This is a genomic window from Mesorhizobium sp. M0293 (genome assembly GCF_040321735.1).
Taxonomy (GTDB): Bacteria; Pseudomonadota; Alphaproteobacteria; order Rhizobiales; family Rhizobiaceae; genus Mesorhizobium.
Map to the genome: position 1 here is coordinate 1 of NZ_JAMYSA010000053.1, position 10125 is coordinate 10125.

13 protein-coding genes and 1 pseudogene are annotated in these 10125 nt (G+C 60.8%); 7 read left to right on the top strand and 7 right to left on the bottom strand.

Translation table 11 applies throughout. From position 1 onward, the window contains the following. Nucleotides 1–133: pseudogene (locus tag NKJ06_RS20140) on the top strand (protease); the annotation flags it as partial. Between the two features lie 18 nt (nucleotides 134–151). On the opposite strand, the gene NKJ06_RS20145 reads toward NKJ06_RS20140, so the two are convergent. After that, nucleotides 152–346: a hypothetical protein gene (locus NKJ06_RS20145; RefSeq protein ID WP_352810452.1), complete on the bottom strand. Its 195-nt coding sequence runs from the start codon at nucleotides 344–346 to the stop codon at nucleotides 152–154. Between the two features lie 262 nt (nucleotides 347–608). Here NKJ06_RS20145 and NKJ06_RS20150 point away from each other — a divergent pair, with 262 nt between their 5' ends. From NKJ06_RS20150 to NKJ06_RS20165, 4 genes are all read left to right on the top strand, one after another. Next, entirely contained in the window at nucleotides 609–2486 is a 1878-nt protein-coding gene (locus NKJ06_RS20150; RefSeq protein ID WP_352810453.1) for a TPR end-of-group domain-containing protein, read from the top strand. A 137-nt stretch (nucleotides 2487–2623) separates the two neighbouring features. Beyond that, complete coding sequence (locus NKJ06_RS20155) at nucleotides 2624–3955, top strand: gluzincin family metallopeptidase (protein WP_352810454.1); 1332 nt, start codon at nucleotides 2624–2626, stop codon at nucleotides 3953–3955. A gap of 26 nt (nucleotides 3956–3981) precedes the next feature. Next, entirely contained in the window at nucleotides 3982–4536 is a 555-nt protein-coding gene (locus tag NKJ06_RS20160) for a hypothetical protein (RefSeq protein ID WP_352810455.1), read from the top strand. Between the two features lie 42 nt (nucleotides 4537–4578). After that, on the top strand, nucleotides 4579–4908 hold the full coding sequence (locus NKJ06_RS20165; RefSeq protein WP_352810457.1) for a hypothetical protein: 330 nt from the start codon (nucleotides 4579–4581) through the stop codon (nucleotides 4906–4908). Between the two features lie 179 nt (nucleotides 4909–5087). Here NKJ06_RS20165 and NKJ06_RS20170 read toward each other — a convergent pair whose 3' ends face one another. After that, nucleotides 5088–5876, bottom strand: a complete 789-nt coding sequence (locus NKJ06_RS20170; RefSeq protein WP_352810459.1) for a SapC family protein — start codon at nucleotides 5874–5876, stop codon at nucleotides 5088–5090. A gap of 268 nt (nucleotides 5877–6144) precedes the next feature. Here NKJ06_RS20170 and NKJ06_RS20175 point away from each other — a divergent pair, with 268 nt between their 5' ends. Beyond that, complete coding sequence (locus NKJ06_RS20175) at nucleotides 6145–6414, top strand: DUF6916 family protein (RefSeq protein ID WP_352632118.1); 270 nt, start codon at nucleotides 6145–6147, stop codon at nucleotides 6412–6414. Nucleotides 6415–6645: 231 nt separating this feature from the next. Here the strand turns inward: NKJ06_RS20175 and NKJ06_RS20180 are convergent, their stop codons facing one another. Further along, on the bottom strand, nucleotides 6646–7188 hold the full coding sequence (locus NKJ06_RS20180) for a GNAT family N-acetyltransferase (RefSeq protein WP_352810460.1): 543 nt from the start codon (nucleotides 7186–7188) through the stop codon (nucleotides 6646–6648). Between the two features lie 18 nt (nucleotides 7189–7206). Then, nucleotides 7207–8247, bottom strand: coding sequence for a DUF8189 domain-containing protein (locus NKJ06_RS20185; protein ID WP_352810461.1), 1041 nt, complete (start codon nucleotides 8245–8247; stop codon nucleotides 7207–7209). Here NKJ06_RS20185 and NKJ06_RS20190 point away from each other — a divergent pair. Then, the gene (locus NKJ06_RS20190) at nucleotides 8246–8527 is read left to right on the top strand and encodes a hypothetical protein (RefSeq protein ID WP_352810462.1); all 282 of its coding nucleotides are present in this window, start codon (nucleotides 8246–8248) and stop codon (nucleotides 8525–8527) included. The two genes, NKJ06_RS20185 and NKJ06_RS20190, sit on opposite strands and share 2 nt — an antisense overlap. 7 nt (nucleotides 8528–8534) lie before the next feature. Here NKJ06_RS20190 and NKJ06_RS20195 read toward each other — a convergent pair whose 3' ends face one another. The 3 genes from NKJ06_RS20195 to NKJ06_RS20205 are packed head-to-tail and all read right to left on the bottom strand — an operon-like array spanning nucleotide 8535 to nucleotide 10090. Next, nucleotides 8535–9059: a phage tail protein gene (locus NKJ06_RS20195; protein WP_352632112.1), complete on the bottom strand. Its 525-nt coding sequence runs from the start codon at nucleotides 9057–9059 to the stop codon at nucleotides 8535–8537. Between the two features lie 11 nt (nucleotides 9060–9070). Then, nucleotides 9071–9574, bottom strand: a complete 504-nt coding sequence (locus tag NKJ06_RS20200) for a phage tail protein (RefSeq protein ID WP_502905640.1) — start codon at nucleotides 9572–9574, stop codon at nucleotides 9071–9073. A gap of 12 nt (nucleotides 9575–9586) precedes the next feature. Continuing rightward, nucleotides 9587–10090, bottom strand: a complete 504-nt coding sequence (locus NKJ06_RS20205) for a phage tail protein (protein WP_352632108.1) — start codon at nucleotides 10088–10090, stop codon at nucleotides 9587–9589. Nucleotides 10091–10125 lie beyond the last annotated feature (35 nt).

Here is a 10125-nt window from a genome sequence, read left to right on the forward strand (position 1 = left end):
CTGGGAAGACAGCGCGGTGGTCACCGACCAGGGTCTTGTCACCAGCCGCAACCCAGGCGATCTCGACGCGTTCTGCGGCAAGCTCGCCGAGGAAATCAGGGAAGGGCGGCACGACAGGAGGGCGGCAGCCTAGCCCGCCTGGGCCTGGATTTCATGAAAGGTCGTGCCAATCGGCGCAAGCTTTTCGAGCGGGCGCCTCGTCGCTGAGTTTGTTGAAGGCCGGCTCGTCGATCACCTGGAAATCGGTGAGCCTGGAAATCGGGGAGGTTGAGCACTTCGCCACTTCCAGCGTCACTTTGCTCTGGCGTGGCGAAAACAGGCCATGCGCGTCGATCCTTTCGATCATCGATCTCGTGGCATTGAAATCGATCTGAAACTGGTTGCAGAGGCGAGCGCCTGCCTGGTCGCCTCGGTGCCGATTCCTATTCCCGTGTACGACGTCGACCGCACGGCCGGATCGCTTAGGCTGCGACTAGTGCTGCGCCGCCTGGTTTGGCAGCCGTATCAGGACCGGCATGAGCGACCATTCCAGCGGCGTTGGCGCCGACCAGGTAAATCAGATAGAACTAAATCAGGCAGAACCATTGTCTGCGATTTCAGGAGGCGACATGTCAGAGGAGCATGTTGAGCGTCGGCTGGCGGCGATCCTGGCGGCAGACGTGGTCGGCTATAGCCGTCTTATGGAGGTCGACGAAGAGCACACGCTCAATCTCCTTCGGCAGCATCGACGGGAGTTCTTCGATCCGACCGTCACCAAGCACGGTGGGCGCATCTTTAAGGTGATGGGTGACGGCTTCCTGGTGGAGTTCGGCAGCGTCATCAATGCGGCGCGCTGCGCGGTCGAGATCCAACGCGGCATGTCCGAGCGGAATGCCGGCATCCCCGAGGACCGGCATTTCAAGTTTCGCATGGGCATCAACCTTGGCGACATCATCGTCGACGGTGATGATTTCCATGGCGACGGCGTCAATCTTGCGGTGCGGCTGCAGGGCCTCGCGATCCCCGGCGGCATCGCCTGCTCGGAAGCGGTGCGCCATGAGGTCGGCAACAAGCTGGGCGTCGACTTCGCCGATCAGGGCGCCAGGACCGTCAAGAACATTGCGCAGCCGGTGCACGTCTATTTCGCCAACTGGGACCAGGGCGTCCCGCATGTCGAGACGCATATTGCGGCCGGGAGCGTCCAGACGCTAGTGCGGTCCGACAAGCCGTCGGTGGCGATCCTACCCTTCGCCAATCTGAGCAATGATCCCGACCAGCAGTATTTCAGCGACGGCATCACGGAAGATATCATAACCGACCTCTCGAACGTCTCCGGCCTGTTCGTGCTCAGCCGCAATACGGTCTTCGCCTTCAAGGGCAGGACCGACAAGATGGAACGCATCGCCAGGGAGCTTGGCGTCGGCTACATTGTCGAGGGCAGCGTCCGCAAGGCGGGAAACCGGGTCAGGATCAATGCCGAGCTGATCGAAGGCGCCACGGACGGACACGTCTGGGCTGCCCGCTACGACCGCGACCTCACCGACATCTTCGCCGTGCAGGACGAAATCGCCAAGGCGGTCGTGGCGCAGCTCAGGGTCAGGCTCCTGCCCGAGGAGAAGAAGGCGATTGAGCAGGCGCCGACGGACGATGTGGAAGCCTATACGCATTATCTTCGAGGGCGCGATTACAGCCACATCGCGACCAGAGCGAACCACCTGATGGCCAGACAAAGTTATATCAGGGCCATCGAGCTCGATCCGGGATATGCACGCGCCTATGCAGGCTTGGCGGTCTGCGACGTACGCCTTCAGTCGATCTACGGCTCACCGATCCAGGTGGACGACATTCTCGCGACCGCCGATCAGGCCCTGGCTCTGGACGCGAATTTGGCCGAGGCGCATTCAGCCAGGGGCTTTGCCCTATCTCTCGCCGATCGCCGTTCCGAGGCCGCGGTGGCGTTTGAACAGGCTCTCGCGCTCGACCCCAATTGCCACGAGGCCAACCGCTACTATGCCGAGTTCTGTGTAACCGGCGGCCAGTTCGAACTCGCCGCGACGTATTTCATGCGCGCGATGGAGATCAAACCGACCGACTACGGCGCACCGGTCATGCTGGTGAACGTCTTCCGCACTCTCGGCCAACAGAACGACGCGGAGCTTTATGCGCGGATCGCATTGGAGAGAGCTGAAGAGGAACTCCGTCTGCATCCGGAGAACGCCAATTGTGCCTGCCTGGGGGCGATCGTGCTGGCCTTCCTTGGTGAACGCGATAGGGCAGCGAAGTGGCTTGACCGGTCTCTGGCGATCGACCCAAGCGATATCAACGTCCAATACAACGCCGCTTGTACCTATGCGTTGCTGGGGGAGTTCGAACGCTCGATCGACCTTTTGGAAGCGTGGCTGCCGCAGGCTGGCGCCGAGATGAGACTCTGGTTCAAGAACGATTCCGATTTCGCCGCTGTTCGCAGCCATCCTCGCTACCAGAAGTTGCTCCAGCTCCTGCAGTAGCGATACGCATTGTTCTTGAGGCAATTTTATTGCCGACAATCAAGAACCGGGCTTCAGGAAGATTTACCGGACAAACCAACGCCCTCGCCATCCTATAGATATGATGTTATGTTACTAATATAACCGAGAGGTGGGGAATGGGTACCCGGTTCAGGCTGTTCGTTCAGCCTCCGTTTGAAGACCCTATGTCAAGCCCTGAGATCATTACGGTTTCTTCCCCGGCAGGCAGCGTCGGACCTGGCCCGTCCGACGATCGTATGTATGTCGTCGAGCCGGTCGACAAGACGCGGCCCTATGGCGTCAATCACGGCCCGTTGGGCACGCCCTTCATCTCCCTGCCGCCCTGGACGCGAGCGATCCTCGATCCGGCCGTTCCCGACGAGGAAGGCAATTTCGATCACTATCAGCCCTCGACGCCAGGCTTCGAAGCAGCGCACGCGTTCGGTTGCGTGCGCTTCACGCTCGACGTTTGGGAGCGTTACATCGGCCAACCGCTCATCTGGCATTTCCGCGATCACTACGACCGTTTGGAAATCTCGATTCTGCCGGGTTGGGATAACGCCCAATACGGCTATGGCTTCCTCGAGCTCGGCAGCCAATTCGCGAAAGACGGGCGCGCACTCCCCTTCAGCGTCGACTTCGATGTTATCGCGCACGAGGTTGGCCATGCGTTCGTCTATGGCGTCCTCGGCATACCGAACCCGGGAGCCGAGTTCCCCGAATATCTGGGTTTTCAGGAGGCCTTTTCCGACTGCGTTTCGTTGATCGCGGCCATGCATTTTCCCTCCGTGATCGAAAATGTTCTGACGGTGACGCGTGGGAATCTCTACATCGCCAACCAACTCTCTCGCTTCTCGGAATTCTCGCCGCACCGCCAGATACGCGAGGCCAACAACAAACTGACGATGGCCGATTTTGCGGAGGGCTGGACCGACGAGCATGCACTGTCACAACCTCTCACGGGCGCCATCTTCGACATTCTGATCGATGTCTTTCACGAGAGCTTGGTGGCTCGAGGACTGATCTCGCCGGAGGCCGAAAATCTTGCCGACCTCGCCGAGATCGACCCAGCTGCCGAGCTGCCGCACCAGGAAGTCTTTGACCGCGATTTCGCCCGCAATCCAGAAGGGTTTGTCGAAGCGCTGCTCGACGCGCGGGATATCGTGGGTACCTATCTCGCCGAGACGCTGTGGGCTCTCACCCCGGATTTCCTGGACTACGGTGACGTGGCGAGATCGATGCTCGCGGTCGACGACAGTGTGACCGGAGGAGAACTATCAAGGATCATCTTCCGGGATTTCGACCGGAGAGGGATTTTTCGCTACCGTGCCGGGCCCCGCCTGACGAAGCCAAACCGAAAGAGCCATGTTCATGAAGGCCGAATCGCTCGCCCACTGGACCAGGCGCGTCTGCCGAACATGAGCTATTTCGAGAAATATTGGATGTCCAGAAGTGGCGCCGAGCTTTGATCGACACGCAGAAGATGGGGTGATCCATGATACCTGAAACCATTCTAAATACTTCCGCCATACATTTGTTCGGCAGAGTTCTTGAGGATTTGAAGCTTAAGAAGAGGATCGATGGGGGACGACCTCCAAGGCCTGGCAACAACAGATTTTTGCAGAACCAGATCGACGCCTCCGGCAGCCTGCTTGCAAGGATATATGCGTTCACCTTCGAGGCACAGTTCTACGAACTGGCCCGACCGACCATACTTCTCGTTCATGGGCCTGGCAGTGCGGTTGATTATCCGGCCCCGGCGGACACCGACCTCAAGGTCATGAGCCGCGGTCCAAGCGACCCTGCCTATACCGGATTATCATCACAGATAGGCTCGTTTGCGCGCGGAATGCTGGTCTGGGTCTACGACAAGAGTGACCTGACAATGCGGCTGGAACTCGACACCGGAACGCTCGAGGATGTCCTGTTGAGTGCCGAGCTGGACCCGCGTTCGTTTGGTCGATCGGGTGGAGCAATGGGCCGATCCGGCGGTGCGATGGGGCGGTCCGGTGGCGCCATGAACCGCGGCGGGCGCGGCGATTTGGACTAGCGTTTCCGATCGTTAATTGAGAAATGCCGAAGGAGATGGACCATGGCAAACGCAGAGATAGTGCATGTCGCTACACCTGAAGGGAATGCCGCAAGAGGCAAAGATCCGGTTACGGTCGGTGTGACGGTGGCCCCAGGTTGGTTTAAAGAGGCAGAAGACTTGGTAATTAAATTTATTTACGCTGCTACTTTAGAAGGCACCGAATATCTATGCAATGACGATATAACCGTCGAGAATGCAACAGAAATCAACTTTATGGTTAAAGCAGAATATGGCGCTTCGCCCGGAGAATATTATGTTCAGATCAAGAAAAAATCCTCAGGTGAAACGATTGCAAGTGGCCCTGAAGATGGAACTATCACTGTATCCTAAGCTGGTCACTGCCAAACAAATACTCTGCGACTGACTGCAAGTCACATCGGCATCAACGGCTCTGCCCTCACGCCGGCAAAATCTTGCCGGGTTCTTGATGTTTTGCGGTCGAGTGTCTGCTTGATCGGCTTCCGCAGCTGCCTCCTCAAGTCCTTCACCTCATGAAGGTCAGCGAGAAATCAGCCCGCCGGCAGCCATGCCTTCCGCAATGACGCCTGGTGGACCAGCGAGGTCCAGCTGTTGGTAGAGGCGAGGTGGCAGTAGAGCAGGCCGAGCGCGCCGGATTTGCGCAGGTCGAGAAACGCCTCGTCGCTCAGCTTGTTGAAGGCCGGCTCGTCGATCACCTGGAAATCGGTGAGGTTGAGCACCTCGCCCCCCTCCAGCGTCACCTTGCTCTGGCGGGGCGCGAACAAGCCATGCGCGTCGATCCTTTCGATCATCGCGCGGGTGGCGTTGAAATCGATCTGGAACTGGTTGCAGAAGGCGAGTGCCTGCCTGGTCGCCTCGGTCGGCTCGCTGCCGCTGAAGAATGGCGCGATCTTCTCGTCGCGGAACGGCGCCAGCAGCTGGTCGACGACGCGCTCGCTGGCCCGGTCGACGCAAAGCGTCAACCGGCCGGGCGCCTTCGGGTCTTCGGCCAGGATGAAGGGATAGCGGCGGACATAGGCGGGGATGTAATGCGGCCCGGTCCATTTGCCGTCGGCGTCGACGAACAGGTTCTCGTCCTGGCGCACGCCGGTGATGATCACCGGCGCCTTGGCGGCACCGATGAAGACGATCGGGTAGGAGCGCATCGCCGCCGGCATTTCCGACGCCACCACCGGAATGGCGTGCGCCGCGCGGGCGAAGCCGAAGTCGCTGCGCGCGGTCAGGCCAAGCGAGCCGTGCCGCGCCGGGTTGAGCGCCTCCGGCCTGGAATAGAACAGCGGCATCGCATCGCCCGCTAAGTCCGTCTTTGCATCCGCCATTGTCCGTCTCCCGCAAGCCGATCCGGCCGCCAAAGGTCCCGAAGCCGGGATCCGGTCTTGTTTGCGCTCATCTTGGATCGAAAAGAATCCCGCGCGCGAACAAAGTACTACAGCGTCTCTTGCGCGCATAAAAGGACAGGCGGCGCTGTATTTTGGGGTTTGCGGTGGCGAATTGTCTTGAGGCAGGGCCCGGCTGCCTGCGGGTCCTCTGGACAGCTTGCCGCGAAGCGGTGACAGTGGTCGCCGGCAGCGGACAATTGAGGCTAGCATGGCGTCGGTATCGGATTTCGAACAGGGACAAACCTTCACCATCGAAGCCGGGGGCCAGCAGATCCCGCTCGAGCTGAGCGCGGTCAACCCCATCGCCGCCAGCCCGCGCCCGGGCGGCGGCTTCTCGCTGCTGTTCAGGGGCCCGCGCGAAATCGCGCTGCCGCAGGCGACTTATCTCTTCACCGGCACAAGCGGCACCCACGAGATCTTCATCGTGCCAGTCGCCGCCGATGCGGCGGGGCGGCTGTATGAGGCGGTGTTCAATTAGGCGTCGCTAGCTTTCTGAGGCGACGCTTGCGCTGCGACGCTGAACTTTGACGTCGGCGGGACAGGGGGGAGATTGAGCGCTCAGCCGCTTTCGCCAATCTCGAATGCAGCAGGAAGAACTCGGCGCCGAAGCTGCCGATCTCCCCCCTTGCGGGGGAGATGGCCGGCAGGCCAGAGGGGGTGTAAAGGATCGCGGCAGAACCAACCTTTTATCCTGCAACCCCGCATGCCTTCAGCCCGTCACATACCAGCCCCCCGGCGGCGCACAGGCCATCAGGTCGTAGACGCCCTTGTCCTCGAGAACCGCGAAACCGAGTGCGACATAGAGCCGCCTCGCCGGATTGTGCTTCTCGACGTGTATCGAAACTGATTTGCCGGCTAACCATGCCTCGTCGATCAGGTCGCGCAGCAGCGCCCTGCCGTAGCCCTTGCGGCGATGATCCGGCAGGAAGGCAATGTCGATGATGCGGTGCTGGCTCGGCCAGCGCTCGACATAAAGCCGGCCAATGTCTTCGCTATCGCGTTCCACCACCAGCCAGTCGGCCTTGGGATAGTGCTTTTGGTAATGCGCGTGCTGCGCCTGGAACTGCATGTCGAGGAACGCCGTCTTCTGCGCGTCGGTCCAGGACGTCACGGCAAGTTCTTCCATGCGCGTCGAGGCGTAGAGCCGCGACAGAAAGGGCATGTCGGCCGCTGCCGCCGCACGGAAACCGAGCCCGGCCTTATCAGACCGGGGCCAGACTGGACGGGGCTGTGCCTGCTTCGCTTCTGTCACGCTGCCGGAAATCAACCGTCAGACCGGCGGCGTCAGGCCGCGAACCACGACAATCTGCTTGAGATTGTTGTCGGCAAGCGTCGTCCAGCCACACTCCCATTCGGAGCTGTCGATGCCCATCTGGTTGAGCGTCCACAGCCCATTGGTGCCGTCCTGCATGAGGACCAGGCTGAACAAAGCGAGCCGGCCGTCGGCATTGTAGGCGAGCGAGAGCCGTGCCGAGGCTTGCCCGACGTTGAAGTCGCGCCATCCCGACCAGTTCTGGGTGGTGGCATCCCATTGCGCGTTGAACTGGACACGCTGCTGATCGGAGGCGACCAGCACTATGTCGCCGTCGCCCTGGATGCCGGCGGCGAGCGAATATTTGTGCTCGCTGGAGTAGCCGGGCGCCGCCCACTGCGTCCATGTATCCGAACCCGCCGGCTGCTGGCGCGTGTGCAGGACCTGCCCGCTCTGCGTCAAGGCGAACAGATTGGTGGCGCCCAGCGGCCCGATCACCGGCGCCATCTCGGTGAAGCCACCCGTCTGGGTCGTGTCGATCTGCACCCATCCCGTCCAGTCGGCGGCTTTCAGCGCCTGAGCCTTCGCCTGCTGGCAACGGTAGAGATGCAGGCCCGAATTGATGCCGAACAGCGCGATGCGGCCGCCACCCTGGCGTATCGCCGTGACTGCCACCAACCCGCCGGGAATCTGAATCCAGTCGCTCCACGGCTTAGCGGGCGGCGCGAGCACATCGACGGTGACGACGATCGGTGTCTTTGTGCCGGGCGGCGTGATGGTTTTCTGCACCTGAACGATCTGATCCGGATTCTGGTAGATCCACCAGATGCGGCCTTGATTGTCGGTCAGGAAGACCTCGATGCGGCCGTCGGCATCGTTGGCCATCGAAAGCTTCTGATAGCTGGTGGCGCCCGGCGGCGTGCCGATGCCGATCGGCGCATTCCATTTGTCGATCGGGCCGACTTGGTTGGCATCCTCGGTGATGAAGGACAGATTGGTAGTGCCCGACGGCTGCGCGACCACCGCCACCCGACCGTCCTTGGTCAGGCCGGCGGTCATGATCACCCAGGCGCCGGGAGCGATGATCGACCAGGCGGAGGGCCACAACCCGTTGGGCGCGGTCTGCGCCTTCTGGATCAAGCGCCCCGCCGCCGAATCGATCGCCACGACCATCAGCCGCGACAATTCGAAGAAGGACGCGCCGGCCGGCATGCTCTGGAAAACGGGGGCTGTCGGCGATGTGGCCGTGGCGCTCGCGGCCGTCTTCTTGGCTGCGGAGGTCGGCGCTTTGGACTTTGGTGCTGCTGTCTTGGCCATTGTATCGGTCCTGCCCTGTTGACTCGGTGTCAGCCTCTTGGTGGGAAAACGCCTTGCAGCGCGATGCAGAAGTAACAGGTGAGATAGGGCTGCAAATTGTTGTGCGGCAGGCCGCCGCCGGCAGGCGATATTGTCTGGTCCGACAGCGACACCATGCTGCCTGGCGCGACATATACATTTCCCTGGCTCGACTTGGCGAACGCATTGCCGGGAGCGATGTTGCTGTCCCCGCTGACGATCGAAGGAGCTGCCTGGACGAAATGGGCATGCATCGGCATCTCGGACTCCAGCAGAGGCACGGTTTCAGAACCGCCGGTTTCGCCGAGATCATGCAGCGACAGGCCCGGCCCTTGCCCCGGGTGCATCGGCGCGCGGCCTTGCAAATCGGGCAAGGCGAAGTTGGACTTGCCGTTGCCGCCATAGGTGGTGCCGAGCAACGAGAAAAGTGCGGTGTTCTGCGACAGCGGCAGCAATTGACCGTCGCACCAAGCCCAGCCCTTGGGTGCGAAATTGAACGGAAAGATACGGATTTCGGCAACGAACGGATCGGCCATGGCGGTCCTCTTTAAGTCGGCGAAGGGAATATGCCGAACAGCGAGATGATGAAGTCGACGCACAGATAGGGCTGGAAATTGCTGTGTGGCTGGCTGCCGCCGCGGCTGCCTAGAAACTGGGTGCTCATTGGCACCGATGGACCGCCGTTGATGAACGCGTTGACCTGACCCGACCTGCCGATGACGCTTTGGCTGGGGTTGGGCTGATTGGCGATGTCGTTTGAGGCTAGCAAGGCGTGGGTATGCGCCGGGATCTGCTGGATTGTCAGCGTGAGCTCCTCCACGCCCCCCGTCTCGGCCAGGATGAACCCGTTGCCCTGGTGGATGGGAAGGCGGCCACGCAGGTCAGGCAGCGCGAAGGTGCTCTCGCCATCCCCGCCATAGGTGGTGCCTATCAGTTGGAAAAGCGTCTCGTTCTCGGAGATCGGCAGAAGCTGCCCTTCGCAAAACATCCAGCCGGCCGGTGCGAAATTGCCGGCAAACATACGGACCTCACCAACAAAAGGCTGTGCCATGACCGTGTTTCCTCAATTCGGCGACGGGAAAATGCCCTGCAGGGCAATGCAGAAGCTCAACGTCAGAAATGGCTGCATGTTGAGATGCGCCTGACTGCCGCCGATATCGGTGACGGTGCCGGAAGCCATGGCACCGAGGTTTTGCACCGGGCCATAAAGGAGGTTCGGCGTGCTGTTGCCCAGTACGTTGTTAGCCGGAAGGTTGCTCACGCCGGTGGCGGATGATGCGGTGGCGCCGTGTATATGCATGGGTATTTCCGCGATAGACAGCGTGTGGGCCTGCTCGCCGCCGCGTTCGCCCAGCGTATGGCCGCCGCCGACATGAATTGGCATGCGTCCGCGATAGTCGGGGAGCGCAAAATTCACCCGGCCGTCGCCGCCGAAGGTAGTGCCGAGCAGCGAAAACAACGCTTGGTTCTGATTGATGGGCAGGAGTTGTCCGTTGCAGAGTGCCCAGCCTTTTGGCGCGAACACAAACGACATGATTCTGATTTCCGACAAAAACGGTTCAGACATAAGCCCTCTCCCAAAACTACTTGTACTGACCTTAA

Excerpts from the sequence above, each read along its gene's own strand:
- NKJ06_RS20195 (WP_352632112.1), bottom strand. The coding sequence starts at position 9,059 with ATGGCCGATCCGTTCGTTGCCGAAATCCGTATCTTTCCGTTCAATTTC.
- NKJ06_RS20145 (WP_352810452.1), bottom strand. The coding sequence starts at position 346 with ATGATCGAAAGGATCGACGCGCATGGCCTGTTTTCGCCACGCCAGAGC.
- NKJ06_RS20205 (WP_352632108.1), bottom strand. The coding sequence starts at position 10,090 with ATGTCTGAACCGTTTTTGTCGGAAATCAGAATCATGTCGTTTGTGTTC.
- NKJ06_RS20160 (WP_352810455.1), top strand. The coding sequence starts at position 3,982 with ATGATACCTGAAACCATTCTAAATACTTCCGCCATACATTTGTTCGGC.
- NKJ06_RS20155 (WP_352810454.1), top strand. The coding sequence starts at position 2,624 with ATGGGTACCCGGTTCAGGCTGTTCGTTCAGCCTCCGTTTGAAGACCCT.
- NKJ06_RS20175 (WP_352632118.1), top strand. The coding sequence starts at position 6,145 with ATGGCGTCGGTATCGGATTTCGAACAGGGACAAACCTTCACCATCGAA.
- NKJ06_RS20165 (WP_352810457.1), top strand. The coding sequence starts at position 4,579 with ATGGCAAACGCAGAGATAGTGCATGTCGCTACACCTGAAGGGAATGCC.
- NKJ06_RS20170 (WP_352810459.1), bottom strand. The coding sequence starts at position 5,876 with ATGGCGGATGCAAAGACGGACTTAGCGGGCGATGCGATGCCGCTGTTC.
- NKJ06_RS20185 (WP_352810461.1), bottom strand. The coding sequence starts at position 8,247 with ATGACCGCCGGCCTGACCAAGGACGGTCGGGTGGCGGTGGTCGCGCAG.
- NKJ06_RS20200 (WP_502905640.1), bottom strand. The coding sequence starts at position 9,574 with ATGGCACAGCCTTTTGTTGGTGAGGTCCGTATGTTTGCCGGCAATTTC.
- NKJ06_RS20150 (WP_352810453.1), top strand. The coding sequence starts at position 609 with ATGTCAGAGGAGCATGTTGAGCGTCGGCTGGCGGCGATCCTGGCGGCA.
- NKJ06_RS20190 (WP_352810462.1), top strand. The coding sequence starts at position 8,246 with ATGATCACCCAGGCGCCGGGAGCGATGATCGACCAGGCGGAGGGCCAC.